A 22927-nucleotide genomic window follows, 5' to 3' on the forward strand; every position below is an offset into this window, starting at 1 on the left:
AACTCTGAGCCCGCGGTGCCCGCGGAGCACCCGGAGCCCACAGACACCACCGACCGGATCCGCACCGACATGGCGCACAACGCCCGCGTCTGGAACTACTGGCTGGGCGGCAAGGACAACTACTCGGTGGACCGCGCGGTGGGCGAGCAGGTCGTCGAGATGTTCCCCGGCATCGGCGAAGTGGCCCGCGCGGACCGGGCGTTCCTCGGCCGCGCGGTGGCGCATCTCGTGGGCGACGCGGGCATCCGCCAGTTGTTGGACATCGGCACGGGCCTGCCCACGGGCGACAACACGCACGAGGTCGCGCAGCGCCTCGCACCCGACGCCCGCATCGTGTACGTGGACAACGACCCGATCGTCCTCACCCACGCCAACGCCCTGCTCACCAGTTCCCCCGAGGGCGCGACCGCGTACATCGACGCGGACGCCCGGGACACGGAGCGCATCCTGCGGGCCGCCGCCGACACCCTCGACTTCGCGCAGCCGGTGGCCGTGATGCTGCTCGGCATCCTCAACTTCATCCCCGACACCGACGTGGCACGCGGGATCGTACGGACCCTCATGGACGCGGTGCCGTCCGGCAGTTACCTGGTCATGACCCGTCCCACGCTGGACGCCGACGTCGGCGGCGCGGACAACCAGCCGGCCATGGACTTCTGGAACGCCAACGCGACGCCGCCGATCACGGGCCGCACCCGCGCGGAGTTCCTGTCGTTCATGGAGGGCCTCGACCTGCTCGACCCGGGCGTCGACTCGTGCGCGCGCTGGCGGTTCCCGGAGGCGGAGCCGGTGCCGCAGTTCGGCGCGGTGGGCCGCAAACCGTAGCGCCGAGCCGTCGGACAGGCCCTAGCCCGGCTCCCCCGCCACCAGACCGACCGGCGGCACGATGGCCTGCGCGTCCACGCCCTCGCCGACCCAGAGGCCGATCAGGAGCGCGGCCGTCGCCTCGACGAGCCCGGCGCGGTCGAGGCCGCCCGCGTCGTAGGGCTCGCAGCCGATGTCCCGCACCAGTGCGCGTACGACGCGCAGCGCGTCCCCGTCGTCACCGCACACAGGCACCGCGAGGCGCCGCCCGTCGAACACGGGCGGCGCGAGCCGCCACACGCTGTCGTGGCACAGGTTGAACGCCTTCACCACGCGGGCCCCGGGCGCGGCGGCGGCCAGCCGTTCGGCGGCGGACTCGGCGCCCCGCGTGAGCAGCGCGAAGCCCTCGCCCACGGGGTTGCCGCAGTCGATCAGGACCCGGCCGCGCAGGGCGTCGGCGAGCCCCGCGGCGACGTCGGCCCCGGCCGCGTACGGCAGCGCGTGCAGCACGGCGCCGTCCCCGAACTCGACGGCGGCCCGCGGCGAGCCGTGCCCCACCGCGCCGATCCGCCCCGCGAGCGCGGCCGCCCGGCCCTCGTCGCGCCCGCCCACGAACACCTCGTGCCCGGCCCGGGCCCACTGCGCCCCCAGCGCGTCGGCCATGTTCCCGGTCCCAAGAATCCCGATCCGCATACGCGTGACTCTCCCTCGCACATCCCGTGCCCCGGCCCGCTGACCGGCACGAGGACGACACTAGAAAGCCGCTCGGGCACCGATCGGTAAGTCTCGGCCCGCCTTCACCGTCTCCCGCCCCCTCGGGCACCATGCGAAGGGTGATGCCTCCCAACGCGCCCTGCACCGCGCCCCACAATCCGACCCGCACCCCGCCCCACGAACCCACCGACCTTCTCGCCGACTGCCGCGCCCGCCTCGCCTTCGACCTGCTCGCCAACACCTGGAACGCGGTGACGCTCTGGGCCCTGCGGCACGGCCCCCTGCGCCCGCGCGAACTGCGCGACCGCATCGGCGGCATCAGCCCCAAGATCCTCACGGAGACCCTCCGCCGCCTGGAGCACAACGGCCTGCTGACCCGCCGCGCCTACGCCGAGTCCCCACCCCGCGTCGAGTACGCCCTCACCGACCTCGGCCGCACCCTCCTCCCCCCGATCGAGGCGTTCGGCGCCTGGGCCCACGAACACGGCGACGAGGTCCTCGCGGCCCAGGACAGAGCCGAGGAGCCCTGAGGGGATCTCCCTTACAACTCCCCCTAGCAACCCACCAGTTGCCCCGGACCCGCCTCAGGGTCCCCAGCCCTCCCCAGAGACGATCCGCCCCCACCCGCCCGCCGCGCAGGATGAGAGGGACCCCGCAGCCACTCACCTGGAGCAGCTCATGCGTGTACGTGCCGGTCTCTCGGCCACGATCGCCACCGCCGTCGTTCTCGGCCTCACGGCCGCCGCCGCGCCCGCCCTCGCGAACAGCGCACCGACGCCCGCCGCCGTCGCCGCGGACACCCGATCGGGGCCCGACGCCGAGGCGCTGCGCGCGGCCATCGCCGGGCTTCCCGACGCCGACGCGACGGCCGCGCTGGTGCGGGTGCGGGGGAAGAAGACGTCGTGGCACGGGAGTTCGGGGGTGCGGGACCTGAAATCGGGGCGGGAGGCCCTCCCGGAGGGGCGGTTCCGGGCCGGGTCCACCACGAAGGTGGTGACGGCGGCCGTGGTGCTTCAGCTCGCCGCCGAGGGCAGAGTCGACCTGAACGCGCCCGTGCAGCGCTATCTGCCCGACCTCTTCGCCGCGAACGCCGACGCCTTCCGCAAGCCCATCTCTGTACGCCAACTCCTCAACCACAGCAGCGGGTTGCAGCCGGGCCGCTCACTGGGCAAGACCTTCGAGGAGTTGTACGCGCACCGCTTCGAGACGCTCACCCCGCGGGAGGTCGCCGTCACGTCGATCGCGAAGGGGCCCGCGTACGACCCGGGGGTCAAGCAGGAGTACCTGGGCATCAACTACACGCTGCTCGGGCTTCTCATCGAGAAGGTCACGGGGCGGTCGTACGAGCACGAGGCCACCCGGCGCGTCCTCAAGCGCGCGGGCATGCGGCACTCCTCCTTCCCCGGCACCGACCCGCGCATCCACGGCCCGCACAACCGCGGCTACCAGGCCGTGAAGACGCCGGACGGCGGGACGCGCCTCGTCGACGTCACCGAGTGGAACCAACGGGACCGGATGGCGGGCGGCGACATGATCTCCACGACGGCCGACCTGGAGCGGCTGACCGTCGCGCTGTTCAAGGGCAGGATCGTGCCGAAGCCGCAGCTGGAGGAGATGTTCACGGTGCCGTCGGACATCGCGGGCGCCACGATGAGCGCGGGCCTGATGCGGTACGAGGCGCCCGACGGGCGGGTCGTCTGGCTGAAGACCGGCGGGCGGCACGGCTACAACTCGATCGTCGCCGCCACCCGGAACCTGGACACCGTCCTCGTCTACTCGGTCAACTCCACCGACGCCAAGGGCCAGGACATGAACCCGGTCGCCCAGCGCATCATCGAGGCGGCGCTCAGGCCCGCCCGCGGCTGACCCCCGCCCGCGGGCCGGACCTACGCGTTCGTCCCGCCGTCCACCGTGAGCTCCGCGCCCGTGATGGTGCGCCCGCCCGGACCCACCAGGTGGGCGACCGTCGCCGCGATGTCATCGGCGTCGGAGTAGTGGCCGAGGGCGGACATGCCGCGCTGGAAGTCGGAGCTGTCGCCGTCGGCCGGGTTCATGTCCGTGTCCGTCGAGCCGGGGTGCACGGCGTTGACGGTGATGCCGCGGGGGCCGAGTTCACGGGCGAGGGCCTTGGTGAAGCCGCTGAGGGCGGACTTGCTCATGGAGTACAGGACGATGCCGCCAAACGGCACCCGGTGCACGAGGTTGCTGCCGATGCTCACGATGCGCCCGCCCCGCGGGAGATGGGCGACGGCGGCCTGCCCGGCGACGAACGCGGCGCGGGCGTGGATCGCGAGGGTGCGGTCGAGCTCGGCCAGGCTGACGTCCTCGAACGGCCCGTACGGATACACGCCCGCGTTGTTGACCAGGATGTCAAGGCGGCCCAGCTCCCGCGCCGCCCGCTCCACGGCCTCCCGCACGGCGTCCGCGTCCGCCGCGTCGGCCTGGATGGCGACGGCCCGCCGCCCCGCCGCCTCCACATCGGCGACGACGGCCTCGGCCTTCGCCTTCCCGGCCGCGCTCACATAGGTGAACGCCACATCGGCCCCGTCCCGTGCGAGACGCCGCACGATGGCCGCCCCGATCCCCCGGCTGCCACCCGTCACCAGTGCGGCCTTGCCCAGCAGCTCAGTCATCCCGACTCCAAGTCTCGATCTTGTACATATCCGTGCGCCGACCCCGGACCATATTTCTGTGTCGATCGGCACAGAAAACTTTCACACGGGCGCACCAGCACGTCAAGGCCTATATTTGTCAGTCACTACAGAATTTCGACGGCCACTGGGACGAGGGAGGCGACAGCCGTGGCGGGACGCGGACGACCCCGGGCGTTCGACCGGCAGACGGCCCTGCGCCGGGCCATGGAGGTGTTCTGGCGGCAGGGGTACGAGGCCACGTCGATGACGGACCTCACCTCCGCGATGGGCATCGCCTCGCCCAGCCTGTACGCCGCCTTCGGCTCCAAGGAGGCGCTGTTCCGGGAGGCGGTCACGCTGTACGGCGCCACGGAGGGCTCGGCCATGGCCCGGGCGATGACCGAACTCCCCACGGCGCGGGCTGCGGTGGAGGCCGTGCTGCGCGAGAACGCGCGCCTGTACGCCGACGAGAGCAGCCCCAGCGGCTGCATGATCGTGCTCGCCGCGACCAACTGCTCGGCGGCCAACGCCCCCGTGCAGGAACACCTGTCGAGCTGGCGGAAGGCGGGCGCGGAGATGCTGGCCCGCCGCCTTGACCAGGGCGTACGGGAGGGCGAACTCCCCGCCGACACGGACACCGAGGCCATGGCCGCCTTCTACACCACGGTCATCCAGGGCATGTCGGTCCAGGCCCGCGACGGGGCCACCGGCGCCGATCTCGCCAAGACGGCGGACCGGGCGATGGCGGCCTGGGACGTGGTGGCCGCGCCCGCTACAGACCTGCCAGCGCGTTCCAGCGCTTCGCGAACTCCGTCCGCTCCCCCGCGGTGATGTCCCGCGCGATGGCGAGCCGCTTGCGCATGTCGTCGTCCGGGAAGATCAGCGGGTCGTCGGCGAGCGCCGCCAGTTCCTTGTCCTTGGACGAGGCGAGGACGTCGCGGGCCGCGGGCACGGGGCAGACGTAGTTGACCCAGGCGGCCAGTTCGGCGGCGACCTCGGGCTCGTAGTAGTGGTCGATGAGACGCTCCGCGTTGGCCTTGTGCCGGGCGAGGTTCGGGACCATCAGGGACTCGGCCCACAGCTCCGCGCCCTCTTCGGGGACGACGAACTCGATGTCGGGGTCGTCGGCGCGGAGCTGGATGACGTCGCCGCTGTAGGCCTGGCAGGCGAGGACGTCGCCGCTGGAGAGGTCCTTGATGTAGTCGTTGCCGGTGAAGCGGCGGATGTGGTGGCTGTCCACGAGCTTCTCGACCCGGTCGCACATCCGGTGGAAGTCGTCCGCCGTCCACTTCGTGACGTCGACCCCGTCCCCCTGCATGAGCAGCGCGAACGCCTCGTCGAGCCCGGAGAGCAGCGTGACCCGCCCCTTCAGATCACCCGCCCACAGGTCCGACACGTGCCGGATCTCCCGCCCGAGCCGCTTCTTGTTGTACGCGATGCCGGTGATCCCCGACTGCCACGGCACCGTGAACTTGCGGCCCCGGTCGAAGCTGGGCGAGCGCAGCAGCGGGTCGAGGTACTTGGTGACATTGGGCTGCCGGGCCCGGTCCAGCTCCTGCACCCAGCCGAGGCGCACGAAGCGGGCGCACATCCAGTCGCTGATGACGATGAGGTCGCGGCCGGTCTCCTGATGGTTCATCAGGGACGGGCTGATCTTGCCGAAGAACTCGTCGTTGTCGTTGATCTCCTCCGTGTAGCGCACGTCGATCCCGGTGCGCTTCTCGAAGGCCTCCAGCGTGGGCCGCTTCGACTTGTCCTTGTCGTCGGTGTCGATGTAGAGCGGCCAGTTGGCGAAGGTCACCTTACGGTCCGTGCGCGAGCGGTCGGCGGCGCCGCGCTCGTCGGGCGCGATGTACGCGGCCGGGACCCCGCAGCCGGTGGCGAGCGCGACCACCCCGGCGGCGGTCGCACCGCCGCCCAGAACACGCAGCAGGGACCGGCGGGACACGGGGTCTTTCGGGATCGCTCGCACCTCGGCAGCATGCACGGGCGCGCGGGGGCCCGGCAATGGACGGTGCGTCGGGGCGGGGGCGGCGCGGCCCGACAGGCTGTCGGGCCGCGCAGGGGCGGGGGCGGGGGTCGGAGGGGCCCCGGGGCGGGGGCGGGGGCGGAGGGGCCCCGGCGCGGGGGCAGGGGCGTGGACCCGGAGCAGACGCCGGCGCGGGGGCAGAGGCACAGCCCCCGGACCAGACCCCGGCACAAGGCCAGAGACACAGCCCCCGAACCAGACCCCGGCACAAGGGCAGAGGCGCGGGACCGGTGCGAGCCGTCAGCCGGCCGGGCCCAGCCACCCCGCCAGGTCCGACGCCGTCACCCGGGTCAGGGGCGCCTCGTCGAGCGGCCCGGGGAAGAGCCGGTACGCCGTGCCGGACGCGGCGCGCTCCGCCCCGGCCAGGTCACCGTGCACGAGGGCGACCAGCGCGTGCCGGTCCGCCAACTCCGGCTCCGCGCACAGCACATCGGGCTCCCACGCGTCCCGGACACGCACCGCGAAGTAGGCGCGCGGCTCGTCCGGCTCCCGGCGGTAGCCCCACAGGACGTGGCCGCGTCCGCGCACCAGGACGTCGCCGTCGGTGCGCGCCGCCGCCGTCCAGCAGGCCAGGTCCCACAGCGTGGCCCGACCCCCGGCCGCGAAGGTGTCGACCAGGTCGTGCCCGGCGCGGGCGATGGCGGCGCGGTGGCGCCAGACGCTGTGGTTGCCGTCGCCCGTGGCCAGCGTGAGGTCGGCCCACCAGGCGCGGCGCGCACTCAGGTCCACGACCATCGGGACCCGCAGCGCCGCGTCACCCGCGAGGTCGAACCGCTGCCGCACGGTGCGCGGATCGTAGCGGACGCGCTCCTGCCGCGCCGTGTCGACGGCCATGAACCCGGCGAAGGCGTCCGGGAGTTGGTCGAAGGGCACGTTGTTGTACGACAGGACGGCAGGCACGACGTACCGCACTCCCGCCTTGACGAGCCGCGGCAGGTCCAGGTCCAGATACTCGGTGGCGCCGTGCGGGGCGGGCGCCGAGGTCAGGTCTCCCGAGTGCACCGCGGCGCCGCCCGCGTACTCCAGCTGGGTGTAGTCGCACAGCCCGACGAACCGCCACGCGTCGTCGAACATCGCGACGGACAGGTCGAGGTCGACCCGCACGCCTTTGGGCTGCTGCCAGTGCAGGAAGAGCCGCACCCGCTCGCTGTCCGCGGGCATGGGCAGCGAGCTGCCGCGCGGCACGGACACGAGCGACACCGCGGAGGCCCGCTCGGCGAACGGCACGGGCAGATCGTCGAGGCCGGCGTCGAGCACGGCGACGTCGTACGGCACGCCCGCACCGACGCAGTCGGTTTCCAGCCCGTCCTGCGTTCGAGGACGAGCCGCGGAGCGGCGGTCAGCGGGGGCCAGGTGCGGCAGCCCCTGCCCGCGGCGGAGCCGCTGATCGATGCTGCGGGAAGGGGCGGGACTGGGGCGCACCCCGCGAGGGCCCACCCCCACCGCAAGCCGCCGCACAGCCTCCGCCTCGATGAGCTCCGCGGCCCGTGACGCCACCCGGGAGGGCAGCGGCGGGCGCTGATCGTCGACGGCGTAGCCCTTCGTCACACGCCCGCGCGGAAAGAAGACGCGCCGCCCCCCGGGCGCCCCGCGCACCTTCATCCGGCCATACGCCCCGAGCAGCGGCCCCGCCCCCGCCCGCGGCAGAGCGTGGGCCAGCGCCTCGGCCACCGGCTCGGGCAGCGTGGTCTCACCGGAGCGGGCCAGCAACACGTCGAGACGGCGCAGCAGTTCACCGGGCCGGGCGCGCAGCAGCGCGGCGGCGGCCGTGGTGTCCCACCGGGCGAGCGCCGCCTCGACGCGGCCCTGCCAGCCGGTGTGGCGCAGCCGGTCGCCGTCAAGGCGGATGTCGTCGTGCCGGGCGGCCTCGCCGAGCAGCACCTCGGTGAGCGCCGGGTCGTCGAGCCGGGTACCGCGCAGGACGGCGAAGGCGAGCGCGGCACGGGGATGCCGCTCGGCCCGCTCGAAGGGGTGCAGGATCTCGCCGACGCGCTTCCAGGCCCCGGGGTGCCGGGCGAAGTCCTCACAGAGGTGCCGCAGGTCGAACGTGCCGAGCAGGCCGAGCAGTTCCCGCCGCACCGCCCGGGACACCCGCCGCAGGCGCGGCAGTTCGAGCAGGTCGGGGTCGCCGCCGGAGCGCACGACGAGCAGCCGCAGCACGTCCGTGGCCGTGTTCGCGTACCGGGCGAGGAGCGGCCGCGCGGCCGGGTCGTCCAGGAGCGGGGCGAGGGCCAGGGCCTTGCTCTCCCGCAGGGGTATCTCGTCCGGCAGCCAGCCGAAGTCGCCATGCGCCCGGTCGTCGGCGTGGGCCCGCGCGAGCAGCAGCACCAGATCGTCGTGGTCCTGCGGGTTCAGCGGGGTCCGGCGGGCGAGGAGCGCCGCGAGTTCCGCCGCCGCGTCGTCGGGCGCGCCCAGGCGCAGGGCGCGCAGGACGTCGCCGCCGACGCCGCTGTGCTCGGCCCCGGTGTCGATCCAGGGGTCGGTGGGCCCGTCCGTCTCGTAGCGCCGCTCGCAGATCGGGCAGGCGTACCAGACGCAGCAGTCGTCGCAGCAGCCCGTGTCCCACGCCACGCCGTGGCAGTTGTCGCACACCAGGTGCGCGCAGGGCGCGAGCGCGCGGACCCGCGCCTTCGTGCCCGCGCAGTTCATGCAGGGCTGGTTCGGCTGGGCCGCGAGGTAGGTGATGACGAGGGAGGTGTAGCGGTCGTACGCGTGCTGGTAGGGGATCTCGTCGGGGAACCGCGCGAACAGCGGGGCGTGGTGGCGGTCGGAGCCCATCAGGGCGTCGACGTCCGCGAGCAGCCGCATGCCGGTCACGGCGAGTTCGGCGGCGGGCAGAGCCACGAGCGCGCGCCGCAGCGGGACGGTCAACAGGTGCCCGCGGTCGGCGAGTTCGGCTTCGAGGACGACCACGGCGGCGTCGGTCTCCGGGGACCGTCCGGCGCCGGAGGGAACGTACACGCTCTGCCGTCGGCGCAGCAGCAGCGCGGCGAGATCGTCGGTCGTCGTCATCAGGTCACACCCCCGTCGTACAAGAAGAAGCGAGGGCGGAGAGTGTGTGCGCTACGGATCTTTTTGCAGAAGAAGGGAGAAGGAAGCACACAACGGGAGCCGCCCCCGCGTACGCAACGGTACGCGGGGGCGGCGATCAGAGCACCCGAATTGGAGCGCCCGAATCAGGCGCCCCGCGGAACACTCAGCCTTCGATCGACGTCATCACGTGCTTGATGCGCGTGTAGTCGTCGAAGCCGTACGCCGACAGGTCCTTGCCGTAGCCGGACTTCTTGAAGCCGCCGTGCGGCATCTCCGCGACCAGCGGGATGTGGGTGTTGATCCACACGCAGCCGAAGTCGAGGGCCTTGGACAGGCGCATCGCGCGGGCGTGGTCCTTGGTCCACACCGAGGAGGCGAGGGCGTAGTCGACGCCGTTCGCGTACTCGACGGCCTGGGCCTCGTCCGTGAAGGACTGGACGGTGATGACGGGGCCGAAGACCTCGTTCTGGATGATCTCGTCGTCCTGCTTGAGGCCGGAGACGACGGTCGGCGCGAAGAAGTAGCCCTTCTCGCCGACCCGCTGGCCGCCCGCCTCGACCTTGGCGTGCGCGGGCAGCCGGTCGATGAAGCCGGTGACCTGCTTCAGCTGGTTGGCGTTGTTGAGGGGGCCGTAGAGCACGTCCTCGTCGTCCGGCTGGCCGGTCTTGGTGTCGGCGGCCGCCTTCGCGAGGGCGGTCACGAACTCGTCGTGGATGGACTCGTGGACGAGCACACGGGTGGCGGCCGTACAGTCCTGGCCCGCGTTGAAGAAGCCCGCGACCGAGATGTCCTCGACGGCCTTGGCGATGTCGGTGTCCTCGAAGACCACGACGGGAGCCTTGCCGCCGAGCTCCAGGTGGACCCGCTTGAGGTCCTTGGACGCGGACTCGGCGACCTGCATGCCGGCGCGCACGGAGCCGGTGATGGAGGCCATGGCGGGCGTCCGGTGCTCGACCATCGCGCGGCCCGTGTCGCGGTCGCCGCAGATGACGTTGAAGACGCCGGGCGGCACGATCGAACCGATGATCTCGGCCATCAGGACCGTCGACGCGGGGGTCGTGTCGGACGGCTTGAGGACGACCGTGTTGCCCGCGGCGAGCGCCGGGGCGAACTTCCACACGCCCATCATCATGGGGTAGTTCCACGGCGCGACCTGCGCGCAGACGCCGATCGGCTCGCGCCGGATGATGGAGGTCAGACCCTCCATGTACTCGCCGGCGGCGCGCCCTTCGAGCATCCGGGCCGCGCCCGCGAAGAAGCGGATCTGGTCGACCATGGGCGGGATCTCCTCGGACCGCGTGAGTCCGATCGGCTTGCCCGTGTTCTCCACCTCGGCCGCGATCAGCTCCTCGGCGCGCTCCTCGAACGCGTCGGCGATCTTCAGCAGGGCCTTCTGGCGCTCGGCGGGCACCAGGTCGCGCCAGGCCGGGAACGCGTCGGCGGCGGCCTTCATGGCGGCGTCGACGTCGGCCTGACCCGACAGCGGTGCCACCGCGTACGCCTCGCCGGTCGCCGGGTTGATCACCTCGGTGGTGCGCCCGTCGGCCGCGTCCCGGAATTCGCCGTTGATGTAGTTGCGCAGACGGCGCAGCTCGGTGGTCACTGCCAAGCCCTCCTGTCCAGTGGATGAGACACCCACCCTAGTCGGTGTACCGACGCTTTCAACATACCCAGCCGCCCATATCTGCGAAATCCGTGCCCATGGAGTTTCCGAACAACGAATTTCATCGCTCCGGGCTTGCGGAACAGACGAGACGTCGTGCACAGTGAAGTCGTGGCAAGTCGAAGCGCAGACCCCAGCAGCTCCCGCGGTGGCAGCGGCCCGTCGATCGACGCCGTCTCCCTGGCGATCATCGAACAGCTCCAGGAGGACGGCCGCCGTCCGTACGCCGCCATCGGCAAGGCCGTCGGCCTCTCCGAGGCGGCCGTGCGCCAGCGGGTGCAGAAGTTGCTCGACCAGGGTGTGATGCAGATCGTGGCCGTGACGGACCCGCTCACCGTGGGCTTCCGGCGCCAAGCGATGGTCGGGATCGACGTCGAGGGTGACGTGGACCCGGTCGCGGACGCCCTGGCCGCCATGCCGGAGGCGGAGTACGTGGTGATGACCGCGGGCTCGCACGACCTCCTGGTCGAGATCGTCTGCGAGGACGACGACCACCTGCTCGAAGTCATCAACAAGCGGATCCGCGCGCTCCCCGGCGTGCGCTCCACCGAGAGCTTCGTCTACCTCAAGCTCAAGAAGCAGACCTACATGTGGGGAACCCGATAGCCGTGAGCACCAAGGACCTCAGCCGGACCGCGTACGACCACCTGTGGATGCACTTCACCCGCATGTCGTCGTACGAGAACGCGCCCGTTCCCACCATCGTGCGTGGCGAAGGGACCTACATCTACGACGACAAGGGCAAGAAGTACCTCGACGGCCTCGCGGGCCTGTTCGTGGTCCAGGCGGGCCACGGCCGCCGCGAGCTGGCCGAGGTCGCCGCCAAGCAGGCCGCCGACCTCGCCTTCTTCCCCATCTGGTCGTACGCCCACCCCAAGGCCGTGGAGCTGGCGGAGCGCCTCGCCCACCACGCCCCCGGCGACCTGAACAAGGTCTTCTTCACCACCGGTGGCGGCGAGGCCGTCGAGACCGCCTGGAAGCTGGCGAAGCAGTACCACAAGCTCACCGGCAACCACACGAAGTACAAGGTCATCTCGCGCGCGGTCGCCTACCACGGCACCCCGCAGGGCGCCCTGTCCATCACCGGTCTGCCCGCTCTGAAGGCCCCCTTCGAGCCCCTCGTGCCCGGCGCCCACAAGGTCCCGAACACCAACATCTACCGCGCCCCGATCCACGGCGACGACCCCGAGGCCTTCGGCCGCTGGGCCGCCGACCAGATCGAGCAGGAGATCCTCTTCGAGGGCCCCGAGACCGTCGCCGCGGTCTTCCTGGAGCCGGTGCAGAACGCGGGCGGCTGCTTCCCGCCGCCGCCCGGGTACTTCCAGCGCGTACGCGAGATCTGCGACCAGTACGACGTGCTGCTCGTCTCCGATGAGGTCATCTGCGCCTTCGGCCGCCTCGGCACGATGTTCGCCTGCGACAAGTTCGGCTACGTCCCCGACATCATCACCTGCGCCAAGGGCATGACCTCGGGCTACTCCCCGATCGGCGCCGCGATCGTCTCGGACCGCATCGCCGAGCCGTTCTACAAGGGCGACAACACCTTCCTGCACGGCTACACCTTCGGCGGCCACCCGGTCTCCGCAGCCGTCGGCCTCGCCAACCTCGACCTGTTCGAGCGCGAGGGCCTCAACCAGCACGTGCTCGACAACGAGGCCAACTTCCTGACGACGCTGCAGAAGCTGCACGACCTGCCGATCGTCGGCGACGTCCGCGGCAACGGCTTCTTCTACGGCATCGAGCTGGTCAAGGACAAGGCCACCAAGGAGTCCTTCACGGACGAGGAGTCGGAGCGCGTGCTCTACGGCTTCGTCTCCAAGAAGCTCTTCGAGTACGGCCTGTACTGCCGCGCCGACGACCGCGGTGACCCGGTCATCCAGCTGTCGCCGCCGCTGATCTCCGACCAGTCGACGTTCGACGAGATCGAGGGCATCGTGCGGCAGGTCCTGACGGAGGCCTGGACCAAGATCTGAGCCACCGCGGCCCCTTCCGGGGCCGCCCCGCCCCGAGCGCCGCGACCGGCCCGGGTGCACCCATCCGAGTGAGATGGGCGCACCCGGGCCGCGTCCTTGTCCGGCCCCCGGCGCCGAATCCTTAGCGTGCCCAGTGACCGATCGGCCCAGCCTTCGTTCCCCCGTACGGGGGAGGCAATCTGATCTGAACCGAGGTGTACGCCATGGTGGCCCCGCCGGACAACGACGTGCTGTGGGCACGAGCCCTGCACGTCACACTCAACGGATCCGCCGCGCTCACCGGCGTCTCGCTCGGTGTCCGCGAGGGCGAGATCCTGGCCGTCGGGGGCCCGCGCGGCAGCGGCAAGACCACGCTCCTGCGCTGTCTGTCCGGCCAGCTCCTGGCCCGCCAGGGCGAGGTGTGGTTCAACTCCGCGCCCGTGCACACCATGGGCCCGCTCGCCCGCGAACGGCTGCGCCGCGACAAGTTCGGCTGGATCGACCCCGAGCCCCGGCTCGTCCCCGAACTCAACGCCTGGGAGAACGCCGCCCTCGGCCTGATGCTGCGCGGCGGCGCCCGGCGCGGCGCCCGCACCGCCGCCCACGAGTGGCTCGAGCGCCTCGACATCGGCGACTGCGCCCGCAAACGCCCGTACGCCCTCACCCAGGCCGAGCGCCAACGCGTCTGTGTGGCCCGCGCCCTGGCCTGCGCGCCGTCCGTGCTCTTCGCCGACGAGCCCACCGCGCCGCTGCACCGCGCCGACCGCGCGCACGTCCTGCGCACCCTGACGACGGCGGCCCGCTCGCACGGCATCACCGTCGTCCTCGCCACCCACGACGCCGAGGTCGCGTCCCTCGCCGACCGCACGGTGACGCTGCTCGACGGGCGGCGCGTGCACACGGTGCATCTGCCGGGGGACGAGGCCGGGCCCGGCGGGCGGGCCGGGGCCGCGAAGAGCTCCCGCGCCGCCGCTCGCGCCGCCGCGGCCACCCCCACCGACTCCGACACGGAAGGCCGGGCCGCGTGCTCGCTCTCCGCCTAGCCCGCGGCTCCCACCCCCTGGTCCAGTTGCGCAGGCTCCTGGTCGCCGCCGCGGCGGCCGGAACCGGCTTCCTGCTCCTGTGCGCCCTCGGATACGCGATGGGTCACGCCGGGTCGACCGGCGCCGTGCTCCGGCTCGCCTGGTGCGCCGCCCCGCTCGCCGCCACCGTCTACTTCGCCGTCGCCGTGGCCCGTACCGACCCCGGCACCAGACCGCGCCCCGGGCTCGCCTCCATCGGGCTCGGGCCCGGCCGACTCATGGTCATCTCCGCCATGACCACGGCCGTGGCCTGCACGCTCGGCTCCATGCTCGCGCTGCTGTTCTTCCTGCATCTGCGCGGCGACCTGACGGGCCTGCCGTTCGACGGCGCCGCGGCCGAACTCCTCGCCGCCGACCGGCCGTTGCCGCTCGCTGCCGCCCTGACCCTGCTCGCGCTCGTGCCGCTCGCCGCGTCCGTGGCCAGCGCCCTCGTGCTGCGCCCGCGCCGGGCCCGGCCCGGATCCGACGCGGCGCCCGACACCGAGCCCGACGCCGGTCCCTACGACCTGGCGCCGCCGACCGCCGCCCCCGGCGGGCTGCCCTGGGGCGTCGCCCTTTTCGCCGCCGGGCTCGCCGCCGAGACGTACGCGAGCAGCGCCGACGACGGCTCGGGCCCGCGCCTGCCCGGCGGGCTCGCCGGCAGCCCCGTCGGCGCGCTCGCCGGGTGGGGGCTCACCGCCCTCGGCCTCGCCCTCGCCGGGCCCGCCCTGACCCATCTGTGCGGGCGGATCCTCCAGGCCGTGCGGCCCGGGGCGCTGCGGCTGCTCGCGGGGCGCGTGCTCCAGCAGGAGGCGCGGCGGATCGGGCGGCCGCTGGGCGTGGTGTGCGCGGTGGCGTCGGGCGCGTACGCGGCCCGCACCCTGTACGCCGACACGGCGGGCGGCGGCTCGGACATCGGCCCGCTCACCACGCTCGGCGCCGTGGTCGTCGCGGGCTGCGCCGTCCTGACGCTGGCCACGGCCGCGGTCGAGGCGCGGCACGCCCGCGCCGACACCACGGCGGCGCTGCTGCGGCTCGGGGCGCCCGCCGCGCTCCTGCGGGGGTGCGCGGCACTGCGGGCGGGGGCGCTGCTCGCGGTGTTCGGGCCGGTGACGTGGCTGGTGGCGGAGCTGTCGGCGATGCCGCTCGTGCGCTGAGCGGGGCCGCTCCCCCGCCCGGCGTGCCCCGGGTTCCGGCGCTCTCGAAAACTCGTACAAGAAATTTCGCGAAGGGCGATGAGTTCCGCGCCGGAGGGCCGTCTAATCCTGCGTAAGACGCACACAGGCGCTTGCACAAGGCACGCACCCCACGGGAGACGCACATGTACCAGCAGATGATCTTCGTGAACCTGGCCGTCAACGACGTCGAGGCCTCCAAGAAGTTCTTCACCAGCCTCGGCTACGAGCTCAACGCCCAGTTCTCGACGGACGACAGCGCCTGTGTGCAGATCAGCGACACGATCGTCGCGATGATGCTCAGCAAGTCGCACTACGCGCAGTTCACGACGAAGGAGATCGCGGACGCCACGAAGACCAGCGAGGTCCTGGTGGGGCTGAGCGCCGAGAGCCGCGAGGCCGTGGACACGCTCGTCGACAAGGCGGTCGCGGCGGGCGCCACGGACGGCAAGACCCAGGACCACGGCTTCATGTACGGCCGGGCGTTCGACGACCTGGACGGCCACACCTGGGAGGTCATCTGGATGGACCCGACGCAGGTCGAGGGCTGATCCGAGCCTGTGTCCCAGGGGTGCATAGCATGGGCGGATGCCGCCCTCCGAAGCATCCGCCCCGCACCCCGGCGACCGTGAGATCGAGACACTCACCGAGTTCGACGAGATCGTCGCGGCGGGCGGTTCGCTCGCCGGACACCGCGTCCAGGCCGTCGACCTGACGGGCCGTACGGCCGCGCTGCTCACCGCGGACACCACGGGTGCCGTCTTCCTCGGCTGCCCCATGGAGGAGGACGCCGCCGCGCGCGTCCGGGCCTCTGGGGCTCTGGTCTTCCCGCCCGTCCCGGGGCTGCCGTTCGACCCGTACCGAGGGCTCCTCTACACACCGGACGAACTGTTCGCGGGGCTCGCCGACGGGGGGTACGAGGCGACGCCGGACTCTCGCGCGTACGCCTGGTTCCAGCGGTCCAAGGCCGACGGGAACGTCTTCGCCTCGATGCTGCGCGCCGTGCACGACGACTCCATCTCCGACGCCCTCGACGAACTCCTGCACGGGCAGCGGGTGGTGGGCGTCATGGGCGGCCACGCGATGGCCCGGGGCACCGAGGAGTACGCGGGGGCCGCCCGGCTCGGGCGGCAACTCGCGCGGGACGGGTTCACGGTGGCCACCGGCGGCGGGCCCGGGGCCATGGAGGCGGCGAACCTCGGGGCGTACGCGGCGCCGCACGACGACGCGATGCTCGACGAGGCGCTCGCCATCCTCGCCAAGGAGCCGTCGTTCACGCCGTCGATCACGCACTGGGCGCGGGCCGCTTTCCAGGTGCGCGAGCTGTGGCCCTCCGGCGGCCCTTCCGTCGGCATCCCGACGTGGTTCTACGGCCACGAGCCGCCGAACGCCTTCGCCTCGCACCTGGCCAAGTACTTCGCCAACGCCACCCGCGAGGACGGTCTGCTCGCCCGGTCCAACGCGGGCGTCGTCTTCCTGCCGGGTGCCGCGGGCACCGTCCAGGAGATCTTCGACAACGCGGCCCCCAACTACTACGAGTCCCGCGGCGGCCCGACCCCGATGGTCCTGGTCGACACCCACCACTGGACCCACCACCTCCCGGCCTGGCCCCTCCTCCAGTCCCTGGCGGCGGGCCGGGAGATGGAGTCCCGGATCGCGTTGGTGGCGGATGTGGGGGAGGCGGCGACGACGCTGGCGTCCATCGGCGGGGGCTAGGCCCGGGTGGGCACAGCCCAGGCCGACGGCGTCGTCACGGCGACGCTCATCCGAACGAGGCCCGTTCCAGCCAGAACTCCAGCAGCTCCCGGTCCCCCAGCACCTCGACCCGCCCGGAGTCCAGCCCCCGCCGCCGGTAGAAGGCGAGCAGGACCTCGGTCAACGGCCCCCGAACGGCGACATCGGCCTTCTCGTGGGCCCGCCGCCACACCACCCCTTCCTCGGTGAGCTCCACCACCCACTCCGCGTCGAGCGAGGCGTCCGCGTCCACCGCGTGGAGATGTATGGTCCGCCCACCCCCACGCAACTCCACCGCGTTGTCCGACAGTTGGGTCCGCTGGACGTACTGCACGATCTCCAGCCACTCGTCGATCGCGTCGGCGGCGACCTCGGGCGCGACGACGTACTCGACCCCCGCGGCGATCGCCGCGTCGGCCCGGTGCACGGCCACCTCGTGCGTCATCCGCCGCGCCCAGAACTCGGCGGTGTGCTCCCCCGCCCACGTCCACACGGCGGTCTCCCCCGTGGCCCCCGCGAAGGCCGCGTCGATCAGCTCCACGGTCTCGGCGAGCCACGCGTCGAGCGCGGCGGGGTCGTCGTCGCCGGGGCCCTCGAAGTCCGGGACGTCCGACTCGGGGACGTGCTTCTCGGCCCGGGTCCGCACATGCGCCTCGACCCACCGCACGGCACCGCCGGTGTGCCGGGCCAACTGCCCGAGGGTCCACTCGGGGCAGGTCGGCACGGTGACCGTCAGATCGGCCCCGGCCAGCGTCTGCCGGAACAGCGCGAGCTGTCGGCTTACTTCTTCGCGGTACCGGTCGTATCCAAGTCTCGTCATGGCCGAACCATAGGTCGGCCTTCCGCGCCCCGGCAGCCGGGTTTCCGCCACCGCGGCCCGGCGGCGACCCTCAGCCGAGCACCACGACATCACCCGAGTCGAACGTGACCCCCACCGTCTCCCCCACGGCCGGCGCGTCCCGCAGCGCGCACGCCGCTTCGAGCCTCGGCCCACCCGGGGGCTCCAACTGGAGGGCGACATGGGTGCCCCGGAACGTACGCGCCGCGACCGCGCACGCGAGCCCGTCCCGCGCGCCCACGAGCCGCACCCCGGCGGGTCGTACGAGCAGTCGGCACTCCCCCTGCCGGGTCCCGTCGGGCACCGGAACCTTCCCCCACACCGTGTCCGCGGCCTCACCGGTGACGGTCGCGTCGACCACGTTGTCGAAGCCGAGGAAGCGCGCCACGAACTCGTCGGCGGGGTTCCGCCACACCTCCAGGGGCGTGCCGGACTGGGCGATCCGCCCGTCCCGCATCACCACGACCCGGTCGGCGAGCGCGAACGCCTCGCCCTGGTCGTGCGTGACGGCGAGCACGGTGGTGCCCAACTCGCCGAAGAGTTCCCGCAGTTCGACGACGAGGCGTTCGCGCAGCGAGTGGTCGAGCTGACCGAGGGGTTCGTCGAGCATGAGCAGGCGGGGGCGCGGCGCGAGCGCGCGGGCGAGCGCCACGCGCTGCTGCTCGCCGCCCGACAGCGCGGACACGGCCCGCTTCTGCGCGCCCGGCAGCCCCACCAGGTCGAGCAACTCCGCGACCCGCAGGGCCTGTTCCGCGCGCGGGACGCCGTGCATGCGCAGCCCGAAGGCGACGTTCCCCGCCACGTCCCGCTGCGGGAAGAGCTGGTGGTCCTGGAACATCAGGCCGACGCCCCGCTTGTGCGCGGGCACCCCGCCCTGGTCCCGCCCGCCGAGCACGACCCGTCCGGCGTCCGGGCCCTGGAGCCCGGCCACGACCCGCAGCAGCGTCGACTTGCCGCTGCCGCTCGGCCCGAGCACGCACACGATCTCGTGCTCGGCGACGTCGAGGCCGACCCCGTCCAGGGCGGCGCGGGCCCCGAACCGTACCGTCACGTCCTCAAGGCGCAGCAGCGCGTCGGAGGCGGCGCCGGTCGCGTCGGGCTTCGCCTGCGTGGCCGTCATCAGAACTCTCCCGTCGTACGTTCCGTACGCAACCGCTCCAGGAGCAGCAGCGACACCGCGCACACCAGCATCAGAATCGTCGACAGGGCCATCGCCTGCCCGTAGTTGAGGTCCCCGGCGCGTCCGAGCAGCCGCGCCACCGCGACCGGCAGCGTCGGGTTGTCCGGCCGGGCGATGAACACCGTCGCGCCGAACTCGCCGAGCGACACCGCGAAGGCGAAGCCCGCCGCGATCAGCAGCGCGCGCCTGACCAGCGGGAAGTCGACCTCCCGCCAGGCCCGCAGCGGCGAGGCCCCGAGCACGGCCGCCGCCTCCCGCAGCCGTCCGTCCACCGCGCGCAGGACGGGCAGCATGGTGCGGACGACGAACGGCACGCCCACCAGCGCCTGCGCAAGCGGCACCAGGATCCAGGACGCCCGCAGGTCGAGGGGCGGCTTGTCGAGCGTGATCAGGAAGCCGAAGCCGACGGTCACCGCGGACACGCCGAGCGGCAGCATCAGGAGCGCGTCGAACCCGCGCACGAGCCGCCCCGCGCCGGGGGTCCCCCCGGCCGAGCCTGTTCGAGGCCGGGGGAGGGTGAGCGCGGCCGCCGCGAGCCCGCCGATGACCACCGCGATGGCCGTGGCCACGACCGCGTACCGCAGTGAGTTCCCGATCGCGTCGATGGCCGGGACGAGGAACGCCCCGCCGTCGGCCGACCGCAGCGTCTCGTAGTACAGGAATCCGTAGCCGTCGGGCCCGTCGAACGACCGCTGCACCAGGACGCCGAGCGGCAGCAGGATCAGCAGCGCGACGGTCAGGAGCACAAAGCCGAGCAGGCTCCACTGCCCGGCGCCGCGCGGCCGCCGCACCGTCGCCGAGGCGTCCACCAGCTTCAGCGCGCTCTCGCGCCGACGCACCGTCCAGGCGTGCACGGCGAGGACCGCGCCGACCGCCGCGAACTGCACGAGCGTGAGGACGGCGGCGGTCGGCAGGTCCAGGAGCTGCGCGGTCTGCCGGTAGATCTCGACTTCGAGGGTCGAGTACGCCGGTCCGCCGAGGATCTGGACGACGCCGAACGACGTGAACGTGAACAGGAAGACCATCAGCGCGGCCGCCGCGACGGCGGGTGCGAGCGCGGGCAGCGTCACCGTCCGCCAGGCCCGCGCGCGGGAGGCGCCGAGCATCCGCGCGGCCTCCTCCTGACGCGGGTCGAGCTGTGCCCAGAGCCCGCCGACCGTGCGGACGACGACGGCGTAGTTGAAGAAGACGTGCGCGAGCAGGATCGCCCACACCGTCGTGTCCAGGCGCATCCCGAACAGCTCGTCGAAGAGGCCGCCGCGCCCGATCAGCGCGAGGAAGGCCGTGCCGACGACGACCGTCGGGAGCACGAACGGCACGGTGACGACGGCTCGGAGCAGTTGTTTTCCGGGGAAGTCGAAGCGCGCGAAGACATACGCGCCGGGGAGCGCGACGAGGAGCGTGAGCGCGGTCGACGCGAGCGCCTGCCAGGTGGTGAACCACAGCACCTGCTGGATGTCGGACTGCCCGAGAACCTCGGTGATCCGCCCGAACCGCCAGCTCCCGTCCGGCTTCAGGCCGCGCGCGACGATCGCGGCGACCGGATAGGCGAAGAAGACGCCGAAGAACGCGACGGGCAGGGCCATGAGGCCGAGCCGAGCCGCGCTCCCGCGCCGCCCCCCGGGAAGACCCCGACGGACCTTGCCGGAACGGGGCTCGGCTACTTCAGAACGAGCGAGGTCCACGACTTGACCCACTGCTCACGGTTGTCGGCGATCTTCTTGGGGGCCATCGTCTGCGGCTTGTCGACCGTCACGCCGTGCTGGGTGAACAGCTTCGGCAGGGGCACGTCCTTGACGGCGGGGTTCACGAACATCTGGAGCGGCAGATCTGCCTGGAACTTCTTGCTGATCATGAAGTCGAGGAGCGCCTTGCCGCCCTTCTCGTTCTTCGCGCCCTTGAGCAGGCCCGCGTACTCGATCTGGCGGAAGCAGGTGCCGGTGGCGACACCCGTCGGGGCCACCTTGGGCTGCGGCTTGGCGTAGAGGACCTCGACGGGCGGCGACGAGGCGTACGACACGACGAGCGGCCGGTCGCCCTTGGCCTTCTTGCCGCCGGCCGAGCCGGAGAACTCCTCGTTGTAGGCCTGCTCCCAGCCGTCGACGACCTTGACGCCGTTGGCCTTCAGCTTCTTCCAGTACGACTGCCAGCCGTCGTCGCCGTACTTCGCGGCCGTGCCGAGCACGAAGCCGAGGCCGGGCGAGGAGGTCGAGGCGTTCTCGGTGACCAGGAGGTTCTTGTACTCGGGCTTGATCAGGTCGTCGAGCGTCTTCGGCGGCGCCAGCTTCTTGTCGGTGAAGTACTTCTTGTCGTAGTTCACGCAGATGTCGCCGGAGTCGATGGGCGTGACGCCCTTCTCGCCCCCGGCGAGCCGGTACTGCGGCAGGATCTGGTCCGCGCCCTTGGCTTCGTACGGCTCGAAGACGTCGTTGTCGAGCGCCCGGGAGAGCAGGGTGTTGTCGACGCCGAAGAAGACGTCGCCCTGGGGATTGCCCTTGGACAGGATCGCCTTGTTCACGGCCTGCCCGGCGTCGCCGTCCTCCAGGACGCGGACCTTGTAGCCGGAGGTCTTCTCGAACTCCTTCAGGACGCCCTTGGAGACGTTGAAGGAGTCGTGCGTCACCAGGGTCACGGACTTGGAGTCCGACGCCTTGGAGCCGCTGTCGGAGCTGCACGCGGTGACCGCGACGAGCCCGAGCCCCACGGCGACCGCCGTGACCGAGGCCTTCTTGATGGTGCTCACGAAAACATTCCTCCTGGAGTTGACCAGGAAGAGACGCGGCCCCGCCCGGGACCGACGGATCGGTGTCCCGGGCAGGGCGCAACAGCTTGAGTAGCGACCGAACTTCCTACCCAGAATGACCTGGGCGAGGTTCAGAGGGTCTGCGGCCGATTACCGCACTCTCAGCGCTGTGGCGCTCCCCTGTCGGAATATGAAGATGTACTGACGCCCGCCAGACTACCTCTCGGTCGCCGCGGGGCTCCTTTCGGCCGCGCGGGACTACCTTTCGGCCGCCGCGAGCTGCCCGCACGCCCCGTCGATCTCCTGGCCGCGGGTGTCACGGACGGTGACCGGCACTCCATGGGCCGCGATGGCCTCGACGAAGGCCTTCTCGTCCTCGGGCCGCGACGCCGTCCACTTCGAGCCGGGCGTGGGGTTCAGCGGAATCAGGTTGACGTGCACCGGCTTGCCCTTGAGCAGCCGTCCGAGCCGGTCACCACGCCATGCCTGGTCGTTGATGTCCCGGATCAGGGCGTACTCGATGGACAGGCGGCGGCCCGACTTGGCCGCGTACTCCCAGCCCGCGTCCAGGACCTCGCGCACCTTCCAGCGCGTGTTGACCGGGACCAGGGTGTCGCGCAGCTCGTCGTCTGGCGCGTGCAGCGAGATGGCGAGGCGGCACTTGAAGCCCTCGTCCGCGAACCGGTGGATGGCGGGCACCAGGCCGACCGTGGACACCGTGATGCCGCGCTGCGAGAGGCCCACGCCGTCCGGCTCGGGGTCGGTGAGGCGGCGGATCGCGCCGGTCACGCGGTTGTAGTTCGCCAGCGGCTCGCCCATGCCCATGAAGACGATGTTCGACAGGCGGGCCGGGCCGCCCGGGATCTCGCCGTCGCGCAGGGCCCGCATGCCGTCGACGATCTGGTGCACGATCTCGGCGGTCGACAGGTTCCGGTCGAGACCGGCCTGGCCCGTCGCGCAGAACGGGCAGTTCATCCCGCAGCCCGCCTGCGAGCTGATGCACATGGTGACCCGGTCGGGGTAGCGCATGAGCACCGACTCCACCAGCGTGCCGTCGAACAGGCGCCACAGCGTCTTGCGGGTGGTGTCGTCGTCGCAGCTGATGTGCCGCACCACGGACATCAGCTCCGGAAGCAGCGCCTCCTGGAGCTTGCCGCGCGCACCGGCCGGGATGTCCGTCCACTGCTCGGGGTCGTGGGCGTACCGGGCGAAGTAGTGCTGCGAGAGCTGCTTGGCGCGGAACGGCTTCTCGCCGGTCGCGGCGACGGCTTCCTTCCGCTCGGCGGGCGTGAGGTCGGCGAGGTGCCGCGGCGGCTTCTTGGCTCCACGGGGCGCGACGAAAGTGAGTTCTCCGGGCTTAGGCATGGT

General features: G+C 72.3%; 20 protein-coding genes. 10 read left to right on the forward strand and 10 right to left on the reverse strand.

Features of this window, described 5'->3' with window-relative positions:
- The first annotated feature begins 15 nt into the window (after positions 1 to 15).
- Positions 16 to 825: an SAM-dependent methyltransferase gene (locus ACZ6BG_RS07400; RefSeq protein ID WP_469000112.1), complete on the forward strand. Its 810-nt coding sequence runs from the start codon at positions 16 to 18 to the stop codon at positions 823 to 825.
- A 21-nt stretch (positions 826 to 846) separates the two neighbouring features.
- On the opposite strand, the gene ACZ6BG_RS07405 is transcribed toward ACZ6BG_RS07400, so the two are convergent.
- Entirely contained in the window at positions 847 to 1497 is a 651-nt protein-coding gene (locus tag ACZ6BG_RS07405; protein WP_468998189.1) for an NADPH-dependent F420 reductase, read from the reverse strand.
- A gap of 143 nt (positions 1498 to 1640) precedes the next feature.
- Between ACZ6BG_RS07405 and ACZ6BG_RS07410 the strand changes: the two genes are divergently transcribed.
- Together ACZ6BG_RS07410 and ACZ6BG_RS07415 are read left to right on the forward strand one after the other, a co-directional pair.
- Complete coding sequence (locus tag ACZ6BG_RS07410) at positions 1641 to 2048, forward strand: winged helix-turn-helix transcriptional regulator (protein WP_469000115.1); 408 nt, start codon at positions 1641 to 1643, stop codon at positions 2046 to 2048.
- A 148-nt stretch (positions 2049 to 2196) separates the two neighbouring features.
- Entirely contained in the window at positions 2197 to 3384 is a 1188-nt protein-coding gene (locus tag ACZ6BG_RS07415; RefSeq protein ID WP_468998191.1) for a serine hydrolase domain-containing protein, read from the forward strand.
- A gap of 20 nt (positions 3385 to 3404) precedes the next feature.
- On the opposite strand, the gene ACZ6BG_RS07420 is transcribed toward ACZ6BG_RS07415, so the two are convergent.
- Entirely contained in the window at positions 3405 to 4151 is a 747-nt protein-coding gene (locus ACZ6BG_RS07420) for an SDR family NAD(P)-dependent oxidoreductase (protein WP_468998193.1), read from the reverse strand.
- A gap of 168 nt (positions 4152 to 4319) precedes the next feature.
- On the opposite strand from ACZ6BG_RS07420, the gene ACZ6BG_RS07425 reads away from it, so the two are divergent.
- Positions 4320 to 4982, forward strand: a complete 663-nt coding sequence (locus ACZ6BG_RS07425; RefSeq protein ID WP_468998198.1) for a TetR/AcrR family transcriptional regulator — start codon at positions 4320 to 4322, stop codon at positions 4980 to 4982.
- Here the strand turns inward: ACZ6BG_RS07425 and ACZ6BG_RS07430 are convergent.
- The 3 genes from ACZ6BG_RS07430 to ACZ6BG_RS07440 form a co-directional block, all read right to left on the reverse strand.
- Positions 4924 to 6123 (reverse strand): polyamine ABC transporter substrate-binding protein, encoded by a 1200-nt coding sequence (locus ACZ6BG_RS07430; protein ID WP_468998201.1) that lies wholly within the window; start codon positions 6121 to 6123, stop codon positions 4924 to 4926. The two genes, ACZ6BG_RS07425 and ACZ6BG_RS07430, sit on opposite strands and share 59 nt — an antisense overlap.
- Positions 6124 to 6420: 297 nt before the next feature.
- Entirely contained in the window at positions 6421 to 9192 is a 2772-nt protein-coding gene (locus ACZ6BG_RS07435; protein ID WP_468998205.1) for a hypothetical protein, read from the reverse strand.
- A gap of 184 nt (positions 9193 to 9376) precedes the next feature.
- Positions 9377 to 10816 carry a gamma-aminobutyraldehyde dehydrogenase gene (locus tag ACZ6BG_RS07440; RefSeq protein WP_380848181.1) on the reverse strand — a complete coding sequence of 480 codons (1440 nt, stop codon included), beginning with the start codon at positions 10814 to 10816 and terminating at the stop codon, positions 9377 to 9379.
- Positions 10817 to 10972: 156 nt separating this feature from the next.
- On the opposite strand from ACZ6BG_RS07440, the gene ACZ6BG_RS07445 reads away from it, so the two are divergent.
- The 6 genes from ACZ6BG_RS07445 to ACZ6BG_RS07470 all read left to right on the forward strand — a co-directional run bounded on the left by ACZ6BG_RS07445 (position 10973) and on the right by ACZ6BG_RS07470 (position 16780).
- Positions 10973 to 11482: an Lrp/AsnC family transcriptional regulator gene (locus ACZ6BG_RS07445; protein WP_468451888.1), complete on the forward strand. Its 510-nt coding sequence runs from the start codon at positions 10973 to 10975 to the stop codon at positions 11480 to 11482.
- On the forward strand, positions 11467 to 12849 hold the full coding sequence (locus ACZ6BG_RS07450; protein ID WP_468998210.1) for an aspartate aminotransferase family protein: 1383 nt from the start codon (positions 11467 to 11469) through the stop codon (positions 12847 to 12849). The genes ACZ6BG_RS07445 and ACZ6BG_RS07450 overlap by 16 nt, the downstream gene beginning before the upstream one ends.
- Positions 12850 to 13052: 203 nt before the next feature.
- A complete protein-coding gene (locus tag ACZ6BG_RS07455; RefSeq protein WP_468998214.1) occupies positions 13053 to 13871 on the forward strand; it encodes an ABC transporter ATP-binding protein in 819 nt (272 codons plus the stop codon).
- On the forward strand, positions 13853 to 15046 hold the full coding sequence (locus ACZ6BG_RS07460) for a hypothetical protein (protein WP_468998217.1): 1194 nt from the start codon (positions 13853 to 13855) through the stop codon (positions 15044 to 15046). Before ACZ6BG_RS07455 ends, ACZ6BG_RS07460 begins: the two co-directional genes overlap by 19 nt.
- A 164-nt stretch (positions 15047 to 15210) precedes the next feature.
- Positions 15211 to 15615 carry a VOC family protein gene (locus tag ACZ6BG_RS07465; protein ID WP_468998219.1) on the forward strand — a complete coding sequence of 135 codons (405 nt, stop codon included), beginning with the start codon at positions 15211 to 15213 and terminating at the stop codon, positions 15613 to 15615.
- Positions 15616 to 15652: 37 nt separating this feature from the next.
- Entirely contained in the window at positions 15653 to 16780 is a 1128-nt protein-coding gene (locus ACZ6BG_RS07470) for an LOG family protein (protein WP_468998222.1), read from the forward strand.
- 46 nt (positions 16781 to 16826) lie between these two features.
- Here the strand turns inward: ACZ6BG_RS07470 and ACZ6BG_RS07475 are convergent, their stop codons facing one another.
- The 5 genes from ACZ6BG_RS07475 to rlmN form a co-directional block, all read right to left on the reverse strand.
- The gene (locus tag ACZ6BG_RS07475) at positions 16827 to 17618 is read right to left on the reverse strand and encodes a maleylpyruvate isomerase family mycothiol-dependent enzyme (RefSeq protein ID WP_468998225.1); all 792 of its coding nucleotides are present in this window, start codon (positions 17616 to 17618) and stop codon (positions 16827 to 16829) included.
- 70 nt (positions 17619 to 17688) lie between these two features.
- Complete coding sequence (locus tag ACZ6BG_RS07480) at positions 17689 to 18756, reverse strand: ABC transporter ATP-binding protein (protein ID WP_468998229.1); 1068 nt, start codon at positions 18754 to 18756, stop codon at positions 17689 to 17691.
- Positions 18756 to 20501: an ABC transporter permease gene (locus tag ACZ6BG_RS07485; protein ID WP_468998232.1), complete on the reverse strand. Its 1746-nt coding sequence runs from the start codon at positions 20499 to 20501 to the stop codon at positions 18756 to 18758. The genes ACZ6BG_RS07480 and ACZ6BG_RS07485 overlap by 1 nt, the downstream gene beginning before the upstream one ends.
- Complete coding sequence (locus ACZ6BG_RS07490) at positions 20477 to 21559, reverse strand: thiamine ABC transporter substrate-binding protein (protein ID WP_468998234.1); 1083 nt, start codon at positions 21557 to 21559, stop codon at positions 20477 to 20479. Before ACZ6BG_RS07490 ends, ACZ6BG_RS07485 begins: the two co-directional genes overlap by 25 nt.
- 258 nt (positions 21560 to 21817) lie before the next feature.
- On the reverse strand, positions 21818 to 22924 hold the full coding sequence (gene rlmN, locus ACZ6BG_RS07495) for a dual-specificity RNA methyltransferase RlmN (RefSeq protein ID WP_468451908.1): 1107 nt from the start codon (positions 22922 to 22924) through the stop codon (positions 21818 to 21820).
- Positions 22925 to 22927 lie beyond the last annotated feature (3 nt).

This window comes from Streptomyces sp. NPDC041205, assembly GCF_055591765.1.

Bases quoted from the DNA above. Each gene is read 5' to 3' on its own strand.
- ACZ6BG_RS07455 (WP_468998214.1), top strand. From the start codon at position 13,053: ATGGTGGCCCCGCCGGACAACGACGTGCTGTGGGCACGAGCCCTGCAC.
- ACZ6BG_RS07415 (WP_468998191.1), top strand. From the start codon at position 2,197: ATGCGTGTACGTGCCGGTCTCTCGGCCACGATCGCCACCGCCGTCGTT.
- ACZ6BG_RS07470 (WP_468998222.1), top strand. From the start codon at position 15,653: ATGCCGCCCTCCGAAGCATCCGCCCCGCACCCCGGCGACCGTGAGATC.
- ACZ6BG_RS07420 (WP_468998193.1), bottom strand. From the start codon at position 4,151: ATGACTGAGCTGCTGGGCAAGGCCGCACTGGTGACGGGTGGCAGCCGG.
- ACZ6BG_RS07465 (WP_468998219.1), top strand. From the start codon at position 15,211: ATGTACCAGCAGATGATCTTCGTGAACCTGGCCGTCAACGACGTCGAG.
- ACZ6BG_RS07475 (WP_468998225.1), bottom strand. From the start codon at position 17,618: ATGACGAGACTTGGATACGACCGGTACCGCGAAGAAGTAAGCCGACAG.
- ACZ6BG_RS07435 (WP_468998205.1), bottom strand. From the start codon at position 9,192: ATGACGACGACCGACGATCTCGCCGCGCTGCTGCTGCGCCGACGGCAG.
- rlmN (WP_468451908.1), bottom strand. From the start codon at position 22,924: ATGCCTAAGCCCGGAGAACTCACTTTCGTCGCGCCCCGTGGAGCCAAG.
- ACZ6BG_RS07405 (WP_468998189.1), bottom strand. From the start codon at position 1,497: ATGCGGATCGGGATTCTTGGGACCGGGAACATGGCCGACGCGCTGGGG.
- ACZ6BG_RS07480 (WP_468998229.1), bottom strand. From the start codon at position 18,756: ATGACGGCCACGCAGGCGAAGCCCGACGCGACCGGCGCCGCCTCCGAC.
- ACZ6BG_RS07410 (WP_469000115.1), top strand. From the start codon at position 1,641: ATGCCTCCCAACGCGCCCTGCACCGCGCCCCACAATCCGACCCGCACC.